Raw genomic sequence first — 19020 nt, 5'->3', positions numbered from 1 at the left:
ACATGGCTTATTTTGATAACGGAAACAAACTTTTTGATGATGCACGGAAGAACCACTATGCGATTGGCGCTTATAATATTAATAACCTTGAATGGACACGGGCAATTTTACGAGCAGCTGCTGAGACCAATACGCCTGTTTTAATCCAAGTCTCAATGGGGGCTGCCAAGTACATGGGCGGTTACAAGTTCGTTAAGGATATGGTTGAAGATCAAATGGATGCAATGGGGATCAAGGTTCCGGTTATCCTTAATCTTGACCACGGTGACTATGACGCAGCGATTGAATGTATTAATCTTGGCTATTCATCTGTTATGTTTGATGGACATAAGCTTCCAATCGAAGAAAATTATGCCAAAACAAAAGAAATTGTTCAGCTGGCTCATTCACGCGGAATCGCTGTCGAAGCTGAAATTGGCAAAGTTGGTGAAAACCAAGATACAAGCAGTGGTGAATTAGCTGATGTCGAGGATGCAATGGCGTTCGCGGCAATGGGGGTTGACCGGCTTGCATGTGGAATCGGTAACATTCATGGGATTTATCCTACAAATTGGCCGGGATTAAACTTTGACCGCCTTCAAGAAATTGCAGATGCGATTGATATCCCGTTAGTACTTCATGGTGGGTCAGGAATTCCTAAAGAGCAAGTGCAGAAGGCAATTTCAATGGGAATCGCAAAGGTAAATATTAATACAGAATTCCAGTTAGCCTTTCAAGATGCAACGCGAAAGTACATTGAAAATGAGTTAGACTTGAATACAGCGAAAAAAGGCTATGATCCGCGGAAATTACTGCTGCCAGGAACTGATGCGATAACTGCTAAAATGAAAGATATGATTGAATGGCTAGGCACCCCGGCAGTAGCTTAGTTGTAATGGAGGTTATGGAATGGCAATTACAGTTTACTTTGTCCGTCATGGTGAAACATACTTTAACCGTTTCGCACGGTTACAAGGCTGGTCAGACACGCCGTTAACTGAAAAAGGAAAGATGAATGCTCAAAAAATCGGTAAGGTTTTAGCAGATTTGCGGATTGACTACCTTTTTTCAAGTGATTTAAAACGGGCAGTTGATACTGCACGAATTCTAATTGCAGAACACCCAACCGCTCCAATGAAGGAACCGATCCAAAAAGAATTCTTTCGCGAAGTGTTCTATGGATCCTTTGAAGGGCATAGCAATGAAGAAGGCGCAATTTGGGCAAGTTACCTTGGTGGCAAACGATTCCGCCGAATTGGCGAGTTAGTTGATGAATTTGGGGTTGAAAAAGCCCATGATTTGTTAAAAGAAGCTGATCCAGCTCATCTTGCCGAGGATAGTAAAGAACTAAACGCGCGAGTAGAGCAGACAATTGCATTTTTGCAGGATCTGCCAGATGATAGCAACGTTGTAGTTGTTGCCCACGGATCAATTATTCAATATATTGCAGGAATGTACGGTGAACCTGGTCATAAGTATGAAAATCTCCACAATGGCGCGTTAATGAAACTGCAATTGACCGCTAAAAAAACGACGGTAGCAGCATATAACCAGTTTGAATTATAAAAAATAACTGTGAAAAGTGAATATCACGATCCGCAAAAGGCCCCTAAAATTCGGTAAACCCGAACTCTAGAGGCCTTGTTTGCGTTCTTGGAAAAGTGAAGATGGCTACTGTTATTTCAATTCCTTTGCCATTCTATTTAGCCATAATGGCAATGTTTCATTTAGACTATTGTAAGTATCTTCAAAGCGGTGCGTATACCATGGATCTGGAATCTCTTGATCTTCTTTACCCGGAATAACTTCATAGGCCAAATGAATCTTATCCCGATCCTGCGCTGGTGCGATCCGCTGTAAATTATACTTATTCATATTATCCATACAGATAATATAATCGGCCCATTCAAAGTCTTGCCGAGTAATTGGACGCGAGACCAGCCCGTCAGTTGATAATCCGTGCGCATGCATTGTCTGCGCGGCGCCGGGGTGGGGACCGTTGCCTTCTTCTTCACTGCTTGTTCCAGCAGAGTCAACATTGATTTTTCCGCTTAATCCTGCTTTATCGACCATTTGCTTAAACATTGCCTCGGCCATTGGAGAACGGCAAATATTTCCTAAGCAGACAAATAAAACGTTCATATAATCACCTCATTTTATTTCTATCATACCGAAAAAGATAATATTTTGCTAAAATATTCGGTAATTCTAACACTGTCCTTAAGTTTTTGGTAAAATTAAGAACAAATATTATTTAGAGGAGGAACAGAAATGACCCTTATTATTGTAATTGTTGTTATTATCTTGCTGATTGCTATTTATGCAGGACTTTACAACAGTTTGATTCAACTGCGGACCCACGCTCAAGAATCATGGAGTCAAATTGATGTTCAATTACAACGACGTAACGACTTGATCCCTAACTTAATTTCAACTGTTAAGGGGTACAGCAAGTATGAAGCTGGAACTTTAGAAAAGGTAACTAAGCTTCGGACACAGTTAAATAGTATTCCGGATAGCGACCACGCTAAAAAGATGGAAGTTTCTAACGAATTAACCGGAACTTTGCGGACGCTATTTGCAGTTGCTGAAAACTATCCAGATTTAAAGGCAAGTGCTGAATACCAAAAGTTAATGGAAGAATTGACAAATACTGAAAATAAAATTGCCTACTCACGGCAGCTTTATAACAGTACTGTTGCTGCTTTAGACGCCAAGATCCAATCTTTCCCAAGTAATATTGTGGCAAAAATTCATCACTTCCAACAAATGGATTACTTACAGGTTCCTGACGAAGCTAAGGCGGTGCCAAAAGTTTCATTCGATGATTTAGGTGACTAAGCATGTTATATCAGCAAATTGCCCGTAATAAACGAAAAACAATTTTGGTAATGTTTGGGTTCTTTGTATTGCTTGCTTTAATTGGCGCGGCAATCGGATATTTATTTGCACGGACGGCAGTTGGCGGAATGATCATTGCATCGATTATTGCAGTGGTTTACATGTCCGTGATTATTGGTCAATCGACTGATGTGGTGATGCGGATGAATAATGCAACCGAGGTTCGGTCAGCAAGTGATGCCCCAGAATTATGGCATATTGTTGAAGATATGGCCTTGGTTGCTCGTGTGCCAATGCCTAAAGTGTATATTATCCATGATCCGAGTCCAAATGCTTTTGCAACAGGTAATGACCCTGAGCACGCTGCTGTAGCCGCTACTACGGGGTTAATGGAGAAGATGAACCGTGAAGAATTGGAAGGGGTAATGGCCCACGAAATGACGCACGTTCGGAATTATGATATTCGTCTCCAAACGATTGCGTTAGCGTTAGCTTCTGCAATTGCAATGCTTGTTAACTTTGCGGGAAACTTCTGGTGGATTGGCGGTCGAAGCAGTAGTGATGACCGTGATAATCCTTCAAGTGTTTTTGCAATTATCGGTTCAATCTTGCTAATTATCCTTGCGCCATTAGCAGCTACAATAGCTCAAATGGCACTTTCACGGAATCGAGAGTATTTAGCCGATGCAGGAGCCGTTGAATTAACGCGTAATCCGCAGGGGATGATCAGCGCATTGGAGAAACTTAAGACTGCTGTGCCAATGGAACATGTGGACCCTAGTAGTTCAGCGCTATACATCAGTGATCCGGAAAAAAACGCTAAGCATCATCCATTCTCAAATCTATTCGACACGCATCCGCCACTAGATAAGCGAATTGAGCGGTTACGTCAAATGTAGTTAAAGTGGAAGAAAATGAGAATTACAGAAGGTTCTCCTTTTCTCTCGCTTTATTTTTATGTAACATTTTTGTTTTTAATCGCCTTATACTAGTGAGGGTGATATAATTAAAAAGCTAGACCAAAGTATCAAAAGAAGAGGTATCTTTTTCATGAAAATGAAATTAGCGGAAATTGCCAAGGCGATTAACGCACAAAATGACATTGAACAATGGAAAGACGTGGAAGTAACTAGTGTGTCATTTGACAGTCGCCACTTAGATCAGGGGAGCTTGTTTGTTCCGCTGCAAGGTGCTCAAGATGGCCACCAATACGTACCTAGTGCTTTTACCAATGGCGCCGCAGCTAGTTTGTGGGCTAGTGACCATGAGATAACGGATCATACTCACCCATTATTAGTTGTTAGTGATCCGCTGGAGGCACTTCAGCGTTTGGGTAAGTATTACTTGCATAAGATTAATCCAATTGTTGTTGCTGTTACGGGAAGTAATGGGAAAACGACGACTAAGGATATGATTGCGTCGATCTTAAGCACTCAGTTCAATGTCACTAAGACATATGCTAATTTTAATAATGAGATTGGAGTTCCAGTGACCCTCCTTAATATGGAGTCTAATACAGAAGCAGTTGTTGTTGAGATGGGGATGGACCGTTTCGGCCAACTTGACTTCTTAAGTAAGCTTGTTAATCCAGATATTGCTGTGATTACAATGATTGGGGAAGCTCATATTGAATTCTTTGGGACTCGTGATAAGATTGCTGACGCAAAGATGGAAATTACTCATGGCCTAAAAGAAGATGGGACGTTAGTATTTAATGGTGATGAGCCATTGCTAACAGACCGGGTAAAAGATCTTAAACAACGGCAAATGCGCTTTGGTCGGCAGCTAAGCAATGATTTATATGCAACGAGTGTTCATGATGAACCTCGCCAGTTATCTTTTACTGTCAATGAATGGCCGGATGACGAATTCACGATTCCGATGGTAGGAGAATACAACGTTAATAACGCCTTAGCAGCGATGGAGGTTGGCCAGTTGCTTCATATTACTCCCGCTCATATGAAGCAGGCGCTGGCAAATGTTGAATTGACCGAAAACCGCGCCGAATGGGTTAAGGGTGAAAATGGTGAACAAATTTTAAGTGATGTTTACAACTCAAACCCGACTGCAGCTAAGGAAGTCCTTAAGACAATCGCGGAGACTCCGGTAAAGGGACGGCGGATTGCAGTCCTTGGCGATATGCTTGAATTAGGGGATGCGGCGCCTAAGTTGCATGCTAGCTTAGCAGAGGAGATTGACCACCAAAAGATTGCTAGTGTTTACCTTGTAGGCGAACAAATGAAAAATCTTAAAGATAAGTTGATCCAAGAGGGTTACCCAGCAGAGGATATTCATCACTATGCTGCTGATAGCCTTCAACAGTTAATTGCCGATCTTAAAAGTACTTTAACTGGTGATGATATTGTCCTGCTAAAGGCAAGTCATGGTATTCACCTTGAAGAAGTTTTAGCGGCATTAAAAGCAGAATAGTTAATATATTTGCCAGTCGATTACTGATGCTTATATCATGAATCGACTGGTCATTTTTAGGAGGAAAATTTTTGAAGTTTAGTGAATTAGGCTTATCAGATAGCCTATTAAAAGCAATTAAGCGGAGCGGATATGAAGAAGCAACTCCAATCCAAGAACAAACAATTCCGATGGTCCTTAAGGGTAAGGATGTTATCGGACAAGCACAGACAGGGACTGGTAAGACAGCTGCCTTTGGATTGCCGATTATTGAAAATGTTGATACTGATAATTCTAATATCCAAGCAATCATCATTTCCCCAACCCGTGAATTAGCAATCCAGACCCAAGAAGAACTTTACCGTCTGGGGAAAGATAAACATGTCCGGGTTCAAGTCGTATACGGTGGGGCAGATATTCGTCGCCAAATCAAGAGCTTGAAGCAGCACCCGCAAATTCTTGTTGGGACGCCTGGTCGTTTACGTGATCATATTAACCGCCATACAGTTAAGCTTGATCACATTAAGACGCTTGTCCTCGATGAAGCTGATGAGATGCTTAATATGGGATTTCTGGATGATATTGAAGCAATCATTAAGGAAACTCCGGACAATCGGCAAACATTGCTCTTCTCAGCAACAATGCCACCAGAAATTAAGCGGATTGGGGTTCAGTTTATGACTGATCCAGAGACTGTTCGGATTAAGGCAAAGGAATTGACAACTGACTTAGTTGATCAATACTATGTTCGAGCTCGCGATTACGAAAAATTTGATATTATGACCCGGTTAATTGATGTCCAAGACCCCGACTTAACGATTGTCTTTGGTCGGACTAAGCGCCGGGTAGATGAATTATCAAAGGGACTAATTGCGCGGGGATATAATGCAGCTGGAATCCATGGTGATCTTACGCAAGATAAGCGATCAAAAATCATGTGGAAGTTTAAGAACAATGAGCTTGATATCTTGGTCGCAACAGATGTAGCTGCCCGTGGATTAGATATCTCTGGGGTGACCCATGTTTATAATTATGATATTCCATCCGATCCTGACAGCTATGTTCACCGGATTGGTCGGACTGGCCGCGCTGGACATCATGGCGTATCCTTAACCTTTGTTACGCCAAATGAGATGGACTACCTCCACGAAATCGAGAAATTAACCCGGGTGCGGATGTTACCATTGAAGCCTCCAACAGCCGAAGAAGCATTTAAAGGTCAAGTGGCATCAGCCTTTAATGACATTGATGAGTTGATTGCACAAGATTCAACTGATCGATATGAAGAAGCTGCTGAAAAGCTATTGGAAACCCATAATGCAACTGACCTGGTAGCAGCGTTATTAAATAACATGACCAAGGAAGCAGCAAGTGAAGTTCCGGTAAAGATCACCCCAGAACGACCGCTCCCACGCCGTAATAAGCGTAATAATAATCGTAACGGCAACCGTAATAATTACCATGGCGGAAACCACTACCGCCGCAAAAATTATCGTCGTCACGGACATCGGAATGATAATCACGGCAAGAGCCATTCTAGCCGCCATTCATTTAATATCCGTCACCGAAAAGAAGATTAGTAAAAAGACTCCTAGTGCAAAGAGGCGCTAGGGGTCTTTTAAAATTTAAAAGAGCTGAGGGAGTTGTAGGACGGTATATTTTAAGTTATACTTATCATGTAATTGTCTTAGTGAGCGGATTGCTAATATTTTTTATCGGCATTAAGTCTGCTTAATAAGGCAGTAAATGTAAGCATAGTAGTAACTTTTTATCTGAAGTATGTAATTAGTATGATGTGATTAATTGATAATTTGATTAGTTACATTAGGGGTAGACAACGGGGACAAAAAGTTAACTGCTTTTTTTGTATAGATTAGAGAATCGGGGGATCAATAGATGGTTTCTAAGAATAATCATAAATTAATTGCTGAAAAGAATCGTAAAAATGAAAAGCAACGGTTCGCTTTACGGAAATTAAATGTTGGTGTAGCGTCAGTCCTATTAGGGGTTACGTTTAGTGTTTACGGAGGCGGACAACTGGTTGCTCATGCTGATACGACCACTACGAGCGACCAGCCTGAAGAAGCTAAGACGACTAACGAACAATCTTTGGCTGATCAGTCACAAGTTACATTGAATAATAATGCCCAGACTGATAATTCAGTAACTGCTAGTGAGACTAATAAGGCAGATACAAACCAACAGCCAGTAGGGGGGGTGGCTACTAAATCTACAGATGCCACTGATACTCCTGCTGCCACTACAAATAACGAAAAAGTAACAGCTAATGAAGCAACTGTTCAAAAGACAGCGCCAACTTCGCAAGGCCAATCAACCAGTGCTGACCAAAATCAGAATAGTCTCGATGGCACGCGTCAGGTTCTGCAGAATATTAGCAACACCGCTTCGTATCGTAACAACACTAATAATGTGGCTAGTTTGTTTGGGACATCATTCGTTGCTACTTCTGCTACAACAAACGATGAAGAAGATCCTAATTCAGTAACTGTTACTGATGCTCAAGAGTTGATTGATGCGATTCAAAATGGTACTGCCACTACTATTAATGTCGGTTCGGATATTGATTTAGGTACTAAGAGTACAAATCAAAGTCACATTGTGCCTATTAAAAATTATAGAGATATCGTAATTAAGTCTGCGGATGACAATAAGAAGTATGCCGTTGACTTCAATGGATACTCATTTAATATGGCGGGCAAAAATGGGGTTACATTTAGTAACCTTGATCTTTATGATCGGTCATATTGGAGTCCAATTGAAAATGCCAAGGAATATACATTTGATAATGTTACTTTCCATGGCTCTCAATTAGTATATACTGATACTTCAGTACCAAGCGTAACCGTTAACTTTAAGGGAAATGTTACAGCTGAATCTGTTAATGGATATACCAGTCCAATAAATCAAAAGAATCAAACTACTCAAGGAAATGGTAATCAGCAAGTTCTTCAATTTAGAGCAGGAAATAATTCCATTAATTTTGCGGCTGGTAGTAATGTAAACCTGAAAACATATGGCAGTAATGTAATTGAAATTGATGGTGGAACTACTGCTATTAACCTTCAAAGCAATAATGGAGCCAATGGTGCTCAAGTTACACTAGAACCACATACCCAAACTACTCCTGAGCAAGACTTTATGGGTGTTGATAGGATTGGTAGAGGTATTGCCTCGCAAGGTACCACTAATATCAATATTGATAAGAGTTCTAATTTGGTCATTAGTTTAAACAAATTACCAACAGACAAGTGGCTTTCAGGTGCTTTATATTTGACTAAGGGAGCCACTATTGAAAATAAAGGAACTTTGAATGTAAATGTAGATGGTGCTCCTTATGGAAATGATATTGATGCACCAATTTACATTAGTGGTGACTCTAAGATTAATGTTAATGGTGGTCAATTTAATGTTAATGGAACTAATTTAGGTGATTATAACGGAGCATTACTAGTTTCTGCAGGCACATCAACTATTGCAATTAACCATCATGGGACTTTCAATGTAACTGGTGATGGTACCAAAGCAACAGCTGTAAAGTTGGGTAATGGTAGTATCTTTACTTCAACTCAACCGGAATTATTTAACATTTCAATGCTAGATGGTGCCACTGCAATTAAGAACGGTAAAGTTCAATTTAAGGGTGTAAAGACCTCAGCTGATGGTCAACCAATCGGTGAAATCGACATTACTTATGCATCAAATGGTACCCCAACTGTTACTAAAGTTACTAGTTATGATGAAGCTACAACTACAGCAACCAGAACTGCTGGTAATAATGCCAAGAATAAGATTAACTTGATTGCAGCTGGTCAAGAAGTTGACTTAAAAGATATCACGTTTACTAAAGACGCTGATGGAAACTATATTATGAGTGGTAATGCAAATACTGCTGCTGATACTGGTGCTTACGTGTACATTTCAGTAAATGGCACAGTTAAGCAAGTTCCTACCTCTGGTGAACAAACTCTTTGGACAGCTGAAGCAACTGGAGATCCAACTTCATCTCAAGTTCCTTACACTGTTGAAACAGGAGCAGATGGTAAATTTAGCGTTAACTTAGGTAAGCTAAACGATAACGATCAAGTTTCACTGTATGCAGCTAAGGACTTTGTAACCAGTGATACAGATACTAAGACTGTTTCTGACTGGATGACTAGTTCTTACCGTGATCAATTGCAAAAGTTAGTTGATGAAGCACCTACTGTTGAAGTGGGTTCTAACTACATTAATGCTACTGAGAGCCTTAAGACTGATTATACTGGTGCAATTAGTGATGGTAGTACTCTTCTTCAAGATTCCAGTGCTACTTCAGAACAACTTGAAACTGCAGCTAATGCCATCGTCAAAGCTAAGACTGCTTTAAACGGTGATCTCAACAAGGTAAAACAAGATCTTCAAGCTGCTGTTGACGTAGCTCCAGACTTTGAAAAGACTTCTGCGACTTATTACAATGCAGACCGTACTAAGCAGACAGCATATACCAATGCAGTTGCTGCCGGTAGTCGTGCATTAAATGATCAGAATGCTACAGTTGATAGCTTAACTACTGCATTAAAGAACATTAATGCCACTAAAGCTGCATTAGATGGTAAGGAAACTAATAAGCAAGCTCTTCAAAATGCAGTTGATGAATCTAAAGACGTTAAGAACAGCAACAACTACACTAATGCCGATCAAAATGAAAAGGCTGCATATGATAATGCAGTAACAACAGCTCAAAGCGTTTTAGACAACAATAATGCAACTCAAGATCAAGTAGATAAAGCATTGCAAGAACTTAATACTGCCAATGGTAATTTGAACGGTGATGCCAATACAGAAGCTGCTAACAAGCAAGCTCTTAAAGATGCAGTAAAAGAAGCACCAACAGTTGAAAAGACTTCTTCTAAGTACTATAACGGCACTGAAAAAACACAAAATGACTATAAGAATGCCGTATCAGAAGGTCAAAAAGTATTAGATAATGCAAATGCCACAGCAGCTCAAATAAAGACAGCATTGGATAATATTAGTGCTGCAAAAGACGCGTTAGACGGAGACCCAACAGATAAAACTACTTTGCAAACTAGTGTAGATAATGCAGTAGATCTGGATAAGAGCGATGCTGATGCTCAAGCTAAGCAAGATTACACTGATGCACTTGATAAAGCTAACCAAGTATTGGCGGATCCAAATGCAACACAACAAGCAGTAAATGAAGCAAACACCGCATTAACTAATGCAAAGACAGCACTAGATAATAGCGCAGCATTACAAAATGCCAAAGATGCATTGCAACAAGCAGTAGATGCCAAGTCAACTACAGAAAAGACCCCAGCATACTACAATGCCGATTCTGCTAAGCAAAATGCATATAAAGACGCAATCTCTGCTGGTAACGATGCTCTAAATGCACAAAATCCTACAGTTGAAAGCTTAACTGATGCATTAAATAAGATTAACGATGCAAAGAACGCATTAGATGGTAAGGCAACTGACACCAGCAAGCTTAACGCAGCAGTTGATAATGCCAATACTGTGAAAGCAAGCAGTGACTATAAAGATGCTAGTGCTGATGTTCAAAAGCAATACACTGATGCGGTAACTGCTGGTCAAAGCTTGTTGAAGCAAACTACTCCAGAACCAACTCAAGCAGAAGTTGATGCTGCAACCCAAAAGATTACTGATGCACAAGCTGCTTTAGCTAACAGTGCTACACTTAATACTTCTAAAGCTGCTTTAAAAGCTGCAGTAGACGAAGCACCAACAGTTGAAAAGACTTCATCAGCTTACTACAACGGTACTGAAACTACTCAGAATGCTTATAAGAGTGCCATTGAAGCTGGTCAAAAAGTATTAGATAGCGCTGATGCAACAGCTGATCAAATTAACAGTGCATTAAGTGCAATTAATAATGCCAAGAATGCTTTAGATGGTGAGAAAACCGATAAGAGTGAATTGCAAACATTAGTAGATGCTTCTAACGGCATCAAGAGTAGCAATAACTACACTAATGCCGATGAAGCTCAAAAGACTGCTTATGATAAAGCAATTACTGACGCCCAAACGGTATTGAGTAACGATAATGCTACTCAAACTCAAGTAAATGATGCAGTAACTGCTATTAATACTGCTAATAAGGCATTGAACGGTGATGCTAAGACAGAAGCTGCTAACAAGGCTGCTCTTGAAGATGCAGTAAAAGAAGCACCAACAGTTGAAAAGACTTCTTCTAAGTACTATAACGGCACTGAAAAAGCCCAAAATGACTATAAGAATGCCGTATCAGAAGGTCAAAAAGTATTAGATAATCCAAATGCTACGGCAGATCAAATTAAGACTGCTTTAGATAATATTAATACTGCAAAAGGCACGTTAGACGGAGACCCAACAGATAAAACTACTTTACAAAATAGTGTAAAAAATGCAGTAGATCCTGATAAGAGCAGTGCCGATGCTCAAGCTAAGAAAGCTTACACTGATGCACTTGATAAAGCTAATCAAGTATTGGCAGATCCAAATGCAACACAACAAGCAGTAAATGAAGCAAACACCGCATTAACTAATGCAAAGACAGCCTTAGACAATAGCTCAGCATTACAAAATGCCAAAGATGCATTGCAACAAGCAGTAGATGCCAAGTCAACTACAGAAAATACTCCAGCATACTATAATGCTGATTCTGCTAAGCAACAAGCATATGACACAGCAATTAGTGCTGGTACTGATGCATTAAACGCTCAAAATCCTACAGTTGAAAGCTTAACTGATGCATTAAATAAGATTAACGATGCAAAGAACGCATTAGATGGTAAGGCAACTGACACCAGCAAGCTTAACGCAGCGGTTGATAATGCCAATACTGTGAAAGCAAGCAGTGACTATAAAGATGCTAGTGCTGATGTTCAAAAGCAATACGATGATGCAGTAAAAGCAGGTCAACAATTATTGGATCCAACTACAGCACCATCTCCATTGACTCAAGCCGATGTTGATAGAGCAGTTAAGGCAATTACAGACGCACAAAATACTTTAACTACTAGTGCTACAACTAATGTTAAGAATGCTAAAGAAAAAGCTGCTACTGACTTAACTGATGCTGTAACAAAGGCTAAGGAAGCAATTGATCAAGACACTAACTTAACTGCTGAAGAAAAGCAAGCTGCTAAGGACCAAGTAGATGCTGACGCTAAGACAGCCCAAGAAGCTATCAATAAGGCTACTACCAACGATGGTGTAACCACTGCTGCAAATAACGGTAAAGTAGCTATTGACAAGACAGTTGCCAACGCCGCCATTGATAATGCCGTTGCTGGCAAGAAGGCAGAAATTAGCAATGCTAAGGACTTAAGTACTGATGACGCAAAGACATTGAATAATGAAGTTGATCAAGCCGCTAAGGATGCTAAGGATGCAATCAGTTCAGCTAATACTGAAGATGCAGTTAAGAAAGCCCAAACTACTGGTGTAAACACGATCAACGCAATTGATGTTGCTACAACTGCCGCTAAGGACAAGGCTAAGTCAGATATTGACCAAGCTGCTAATGATGCCAAGAAGGCGATTGATGCCAACAAGGACTTAACTGATGATCAGAAGACAGCTGCTAAGGATCAAATTGATCAAGACGCAACTAAGGCTAAGGACAATATTAATAACGCTAAGACCGACAAGGATGCCGAAGATGCTAATAATGCTGGTCAATTAGTAATTGCTAAAGATGGCGCCAAGGCTGCTATTCAAGGAGCTTTGAACAAGAAGCTTAATGAAATTGATAGTGCTTCTGCCTTAACTTCAGATGAAAAAGCTAAGTTAACTGATAAAGCTAAGACGGTTGCAGCCAATGCTAATAACGCTATTGATGTTGCAAATACACTAGCTGAGGTAACTTCAGCTCAAACCACTGGTGTTGAGAGTATCGAAAACGTTAAGGTTCCAACTGAATCAGCAACTAAGACAGCTGCAGATAAAGCAATTGATGCTGCTCTTGCTAACAAACAAGCAGAAATTAACAAGTCCACTACTTTAACTGATGATGAAAAGGCTAACTTGAATAAGCAAGCTCAAGACGCCGCAACTACTGCAAAGGACAACATCGCTAAAGCAACAACTGACTCAGCTGTAGCAACAGCCCAAGACAAAGGTGTTGCCGCAATTGATGGTATCAAGGTCCCAACTAACTCAACAGCTAAGGATCAGGCTAAGAGCAACATCACTGATGCCGCTGATAAGGCTAAGCAAGCAATTGACCAGGACAATAATTTAACCAACGATCAAAAGCAAGAAGCTAAGGATCAAATTGATACTGATGCCAAGAATGCTCAAGATGCTATCGACAATGCCAAGACCGATGCTGATGTCAATAATGCCGCTGATAATGGTAAGCTTGCTATTGATAAGACCGTAGCCGATGCTGCCATCGATAATGCAGTGGCTGGTAAGATTAAGGACGTCAAGGCGCCATTAACTACTGATGAGCAAAAGGCTTTGACTGATTTAATCAAGGAAACTGGTGAAAACGCTAAGCAAAATATTGCCAATGCAAATACTCCAGCAGAGGTAACGAAGGCTCAAGACAATGGCATTAAGGCTATTAACGACATTAATGTTCCAACTAATTCTTCTGTTAAGGACAATGCTATTGCTACAATTGATAAGGCTCTTCAAAACAAGACAAATGAAATCAATAGTGCTACTAACATTACCGATCAAGAGAAGCAGGATCTGATCAAGCAAGCCACCGATGCTGCTAATACCGCTAAGGATAACATCAATAATGCTGCCAGTGATTCAGCTGTAATTACTGCTCAAACTAATGGTGAAAAGGCAATTGCCGATGTAACTATTCCTGGTTTGTCTGATATCAAGAAGGAAAGCACTGATTTAATTAATAAGACTTTGGACAAGAAGAAAGATGAAATTAATAATGCTTCTAACTTGTCAAATGATGAAAAGCAACAATTAATTAATGATGCTACTAAGGCTGCAACCGATGCTATTAACAACGTCAGCAATGCTAAGACCAATGATGAAGCTAAGCAAGCAGCTGATACCGGTGTTAAGGATATTGAAGATGTGAAGATTCCAAGTCTTGACAATGCTAAGAAGAATGCCAACCAAGCAATTGATGACGCATTGAATGCTAAGACTGACGAAATTAATAACGCTTCTAACTTGAATGATCAGGAAAAACAAGATTTGGTTAAGAAGGCAACTGATGCCGCTAACACTGCAAAAGACAACATCAACAGTGCAACTACTAATGATGCTGTCAAGAAAGCTGAAGAAGATGGTGTTAACTCAATCAAGGGCATTAACTTCACTAACTTAGACGATGCAAAGCAAGCAGCTAATAACGCTATCGATAGTGCATTAACTAATAAGACTAATGAAATTAACAATGCTTCTAACTTGTCTCAAGATGAGAAGCAAGATTTGATTAACAAGGCAACTGATGCAGCAAATACTGCTAAGGATAATATCGCTAAGGCTACAACTAACGATGCCGTAAATGATGCTCAAAACAAGGGTATTGAAGGAATTGCTAATGTTACTGTTCCTGGCCTTGATGAAGCTAAGCAAAACGCAATCAATGCTATTAAGCAAGTTCAAGAAGCAAAGAACAAGCAAATTAATGATGCTAAGAACTTAAATGCAGATCAACAAAAGAGTTTGACTGATCAGGTTAATAAGATCGCTAATGATGCGATTGCGCAGATCAATGATTCTTCAGTCACTACTAATGATTCAGTTGCTACAATCCGTGACAATGCAATTGACCAAATCACTAACTTGTTTATCCCAACCTTAGATGGTGCTCAAGATGATGCAACTAATGCAATCGAAACTGCTAAGAACGCTAAGATTGATGAGATCAATAATGCTAAGAACTTATCTGACCAAGAGAAACAAGATTTAACTGATCAGGTAAATAAAGCTGCAGATGATGCCACTAAGGCAATTAAAGACGCGACAACTAATAATGCTGTTAAGGATGCCGAAACTAAGGGCTTGAATGATATTAACAACATTACTGTTCCAAGTCTCGCTGAGAAGCAACAAGCAGCTATTCAAGAGTTAAGTCAAGTCCGTGATGCTAAGCTTGCTGCGATTGATAATGCTTCAACTTTGACAACTGATGAAAAGGACAGTCTAAAGGATCAGGTTCAAGGTAAATACAGCCAAGCAGTTGCAAATATTACGCAAGCAGCTACTGATGATGCTGTAACAACTGCTAAGGAAGCGGGAATTGAAGCGATTAATAATGTTGTTGTTCCAGATAAGTCAGCTGCTAAACAAGCCGCTAAAGATGCAGTAGCCAAGGCAGCAGAAGCAAAAGATGCCGCAATTGATAAATCCTCATTAACTGATGAAGAAAAAGCTGCATTGAAGCAACAGGTAACAGATGCTCAAGAAGCAGCTAACAAGGCAATTGATAATGCTGCTACAAATGCAGAAGTAACTAATGCGCAAAACGAAGGTACTAAGAGTATTGACGGTATCGAAGTTCCATCTAATTCGGCAGTTAAGGACAAAGCTATTGCAGCTATTGATGGTGCCCTTCAAAAAAAGACTGATGAAATTAATAACGCAACGAACATTTCAGCTGATGAAAAGCAACAATTGATTAATGATGCAACTAATGCAGCTACTGAGGCAATCAATAATATCAATAATGCTAAGACAAATGATGATGCACAAGCCGCAGCAAATACCGGTGTGCAAAACATCGAAAACGTCAAGGTTCCTAGTCTTGTTGATGCAAAGAACAATGCTAACCAAGCAATTGATGATGCATTAAATGCAAAGAAGGCTGAAATCAATGGTGCTGCTAACTTAAGTGACACCGAAAAGACGAGTCTTATTGCCAAGGCTACTGATGCTGCAAATACCGCTAAGGATAATATCGCGAAGGCAACAACCAATGATGCTGTTACCGAAGCTCAAAACAAAGGTATTCAAGCGATTGCTGATGTTACTGTTCCAAGCCTAGCGGAAACTAAGCAGGCAGCTATTAATGCTATCAAGCAAGCTCAAGAAGCAAAGAACCAACAAATTAGTGGAGCTAAGAACTTAAGCGCTGCAGAACAAAAGGCCTTAACTGATCAAGTAGATAAGATTGCTGACGATGCGATTGCGAAGATCAATGATTCTGCAACAACTAATGATGCAGTGACTGCAACTCGTGATAGTGCAATTAAGCAGATTAACGACTTGCTTATCCCAACCATCTCTACTGCTAGGGAACAGGCTAAGGCGGAAATCACCAAAGATGCCGAAGCTGCTAAGCAAGATATCGATAAGGATACAAACTTAACTGCTGATGAAAAGCAGACAGCTAAGGACCAAATTGATGCAGATGCCAAGAACGCTCAAAATACTATTGATAATGCCGCTACCGACAGCGATGTCAATAAGGCGGTAAACGATGGTCAATTGACGATTGCTAAGGATGTTGCTAATGCAGCCATTGATAACGCTGTTGCAGGCAAGAAAGCCGAAATTGCTAATGCACCATTGACTAATACTGAAAAGCAGGCCTTGAATGACCGGGTTGATCAAGCGGCTCAAACTGCTAAGAATAACATTGCACAAGCTACGACTACTGGTGAAGTAGCCAACGCCCAAGAAAATGGTGTAAAGGCTATTAACGGCATTGAAGTACCAACCGTTTCTGCTGTTAAGAACAAGGCACAAAGTAACCTTACAAGCGTTGTTAATACTGCTAAGGAAGCTATTGACCAAGACACCAACTTGACAGATGCTCAAAAGCAGGTATTTAAGGATCAAATTGATACGGATGCCAAGAATGCTCAAGAAGCAATTAATAACGCTAAGGTCGATACTGACGTTAATAACGCCGTTGATAACGGTAAGTTGGCAATTGCTAAGGATGTTGCTAATGCGGCGATTGCCAATGCTGTTGCAGGTAAGAAAGCCGAAATTGCAGCTTCTGGATTAACAGACGTACAAAAGACAGCTTTGAATAACCAAGTGGATGGTCTCGCACAACAAGCTCAAGAAGCAATTAAGCAGGCTACGACCGAAAGTGCAGTTACTACTGCGATGGAACAAGGAATTGCTGATATTAATCGTGTTGAAATTCCAGCTGCTGATAATCAAAGTAGTAGTAATTCAACAGACAATGGTGCTACGAATAGTAGTAATACCACAGATAATGCCAACAAGAATGATGAAACACAAGCAAATACTGCTGATGTTACCCAAACGGCTAACCAAGCTAATGGTCAGCAAGCAGAACATCAGGCAACGGCAATAGTTTCGTCTGAACAACAACCTACTAGTCAAAAGAGTGATGCTAACAAGAAAGCGGAATTACCACAAACTGGTAATGATGCTAATAACTTGAGTGTTGCCGGATTAGCAGTTGTTAGTCTAATGGGATTATTTGGTCTTAAAAAGCGCAGTCGAAAAGATAATTAATTAGACTGTTCGCTCATAATTAAGAAAATGCCATAGAACGTTTTGAAAGTGTTCTATGGCATTTTTGTGTGCATTATATTATAAATTTATTTATGCTTATCGTTTGATTTGTTTATAATACATTTGTTACGATTATTATGATGATTAGTACCTGAGAAGATGAGCTCATGTAGATATTCGGTTATTATTTCATCAAGTTCAGTGAAGGAAAAGGAGGTTTTTATTTTTCTTGTTCGATGCCTGATTAGCTACAGGGTATTACTATTGTATCCCTGAGTGAGAGGGGTTTTGATAATATGCAAAAATTAGAGCAATTGATAGATAAAAATTTCAATGAAACTACCCATGGAAGAGTTGCAAACTATATTCCTGCGCTAGGTATTGTCGATCCCCAACAATTGGGAATTACGGTTTATGACATTGACGAGGAACAGATTGGAACTGCCGGTGTGGCAGGGACAAGGTTTGCAATAGAAAGTATTGCTAAAGTTGTTACTTTAATTTTGGCTATTAAAAGGTTGGGGCATGAACGGGTATTAGCTGAGCTGGAAAGCGGGGCAACAGATTTTAGCCTGAGTTCTGTTTTATTAGATACTGAATTAAATGTTCAAACACAACCGGTTAATTACCTCAATAACTCGTCAGCCTTGTTAACCACTGCCCTGATTGACCAATTAATGGGACAGAATAGTTTTAATGCTTTGCTTGGTTTTTGTCGCGAAATTTGTAATGATCCATGTATTAGTCTAAATGAGCGCTTATTTCGGTCAGCGATTATGAATGATAAGGACTTGCATTCGTTAGCCTATTATCTAAAAGATAAGGGCCTTTTAGAGACGGTTGATCAAACTTTAATAACTTATTTTATGCAAAGTTCAATGATGGTAACGACTCAAAGCCTTGCTAATTTGGGAGCAGTGTTAGCTAATGACGGAATCATGCCGTGGAATAATGTTCGTCTTATTAGTCATGAGGATAATGAATTGATTAAGAAACTATTGACGACAGTTGGTTCATTTGAAGAATCAAAGGAATACACAATTAGAATTGGACTACCCATCAAAAGCGGTACTAGCGGTGGCTTATTGGCTTGTGCCCCGCAAAAATGTGGTATTGGCGTCTTTAGTCCTGCGCTTGATCAATACGGTAACAGTGTTGCTGGCATGAGTTTGTTGCAAGACGTTGTTGATCAATTAGATTTAGTTATTTAATTATTATAATAAGAAAACGGGTATACACTTTCTGGTATTGATACAAAATCAATGCCAGTTTTTTTGTACGCAAAAAGGACAACTGCTGCCCTTATGTTGTACAATCAATTCACCACAAAAATCATGTAAAGAAGGT

General features: G+C 39.9%; 9 protein-coding genes. 8 read left to right on the top strand and 1 reads right to left on the bottom strand.

What is annotated here, in order from left to right:
• Positions 1-2: 2 nt before the first annotated feature.
• Positions 3-869 carry a class II fructose-1,6-bisphosphate aldolase gene (gene fba / locus H5S41_RS04550; RefSeq protein ID WP_153710517.1) on the top strand — a complete coding sequence of 289 codons (867 nt, stop codon included), beginning with the start codon at positions 3-5 and terminating at the stop codon, positions 867-869.
• A 19-nt stretch (positions 870-888) separates the two neighbouring features.
• A complete protein-coding gene (locus tag H5S41_RS04545; RefSeq protein ID WP_182602492.1) occupies positions 889-1545 on the top strand; it encodes a histidine phosphatase family protein in 657 nt (218 codons plus the stop codon).
• 111 nt (positions 1546-1656) lie between these two features.
• On the opposite strand, the gene H5S41_RS04540 is transcribed toward H5S41_RS04545, so the two are convergent.
• Positions 1657-2121 (bottom strand): low molecular weight protein-tyrosine-phosphatase, encoded by a 465-nt coding sequence (locus tag H5S41_RS04540; RefSeq protein ID WP_182602491.1) that lies wholly within the window; start codon positions 2119-2121, stop codon positions 1657-1659.
• A 129-nt stretch (positions 2122-2250) separates the two neighbouring features.
• On the opposite strand from H5S41_RS04540, the gene H5S41_RS04535 reads away from it, so the two are divergent.
• The 6 genes from H5S41_RS04535 (at position 2251) to glsA (ending at position 18884) form a co-directional block, all read left to right on the top strand.
• A complete protein-coding gene (locus H5S41_RS04535) occupies positions 2251-2820 on the top strand; it encodes a LemA family protein (protein WP_153710520.1) in 570 nt (189 codons plus the stop codon).
• Between the two features lie 2 nt (positions 2821-2822).
• The gene (htpX, locus tag H5S41_RS04530) at positions 2823-3719 is read left to right on the top strand and encodes a zinc metalloprotease HtpX (protein WP_182602490.1); all 897 of its coding nucleotides are present in this window, start codon (positions 2823-2825) and stop codon (positions 3717-3719) included.
• 151 nt (positions 3720-3870) lie between these two features.
• The gene (locus H5S41_RS04525) at positions 3871-5250 is read left to right on the top strand and encodes a UDP-N-acetylmuramoyl-tripeptide--D-alanyl-D-alanine ligase (protein ID WP_182602489.1); all 1380 of its coding nucleotides are present in this window, start codon (positions 3871-3873) and stop codon (positions 5248-5250) included.
• A gap of 71 nt (positions 5251-5321) precedes the next feature.
• On the top strand, positions 5322-6809 hold the full coding sequence (cshA, locus tag H5S41_RS04520; RefSeq protein WP_153710523.1) for a degradosome RNA helicase CshA: 1488 nt from the start codon (positions 5322-5324) through the stop codon (positions 6807-6809).
• A 316-nt stretch (positions 6810-7125) separates the two neighbouring features.
• Positions 7126-17673 (top strand): DUF1542 domain-containing protein, encoded by a 10548-nt coding sequence (locus H5S41_RS04515; protein WP_182602488.1) that lies wholly within the window; start codon positions 7126-7128, stop codon positions 17671-17673.
• A gap of 296 nt (positions 17674-17969) precedes the next feature.
• Positions 17970-18884 carry a glutaminase A gene (gene glsA / locus H5S41_RS04510; RefSeq protein WP_182602487.1) on the top strand — a complete coding sequence of 305 codons (915 nt, stop codon included), beginning with the start codon at positions 17970-17972 and terminating at the stop codon, positions 18882-18884.
• Positions 18885-19020: the final 136 nt, after the last annotated feature.

Origin of the sequence: Limosilactobacillus albertensis (assembly GCF_014145555.1) — a bacterium.
Taxonomy (GTDB): domain Bacteria; phylum Bacillota; class Bacilli; order Lactobacillales; family Lactobacillaceae; genus Limosilactobacillus; species Limosilactobacillus albertensis.
The sequence above is the reverse complement of the archived record's forward strand: the minus strand, read 5'-3'. Positions and strand labels throughout refer to the sequence as shown.

What these genes read in the sequence shown, in the direction of transcription:
- fba (WP_153710517.1), top strand. Translation starts at nt 3, where the DNA reads ATGGCTTATTTTGATAACGGAAACAAACTTTTTGATGATGCACGGAAG.
- H5S41_RS04545 (WP_182602492.1), top strand. Translation starts at nt 889, where the DNA reads ATGGCAATTACAGTTTACTTTGTCCGTCATGGTGAAACATACTTTAAC.
- H5S41_RS04540 (WP_182602491.1), bottom strand. Translation starts at nt 2,121, where the DNA reads ATGAACGTTTTATTTGTCTGCTTAGGAAATATTTGCCGTTCTCCAATG.
- H5S41_RS04535 (WP_153710520.1), top strand. Translation starts at nt 2,251, where the DNA reads ATGACCCTTATTATTGTAATTGTTGTTATTATCTTGCTGATTGCTATT.
- htpX (WP_182602490.1), top strand. Translation starts at nt 2,823, where the DNA reads ATGTTATATCAGCAAATTGCCCGTAATAAACGAAAAACAATTTTGGTA.
- H5S41_RS04525 (WP_182602489.1), top strand. Translation starts at nt 3,871, where the DNA reads ATGAAAATGAAATTAGCGGAAATTGCCAAGGCGATTAACGCACAAAAT.
- H5S41_RS04515 (WP_182602488.1), top strand. Translation starts at nt 7,126, where the DNA reads ATGGTTTCTAAGAATAATCATAAATTAATTGCTGAAAAGAATCGTAAA.
- glsA (WP_182602487.1), top strand. Translation starts at nt 17,970, where the DNA reads ATGCAAAAATTAGAGCAATTGATAGATAAAAATTTCAATGAAACTACC.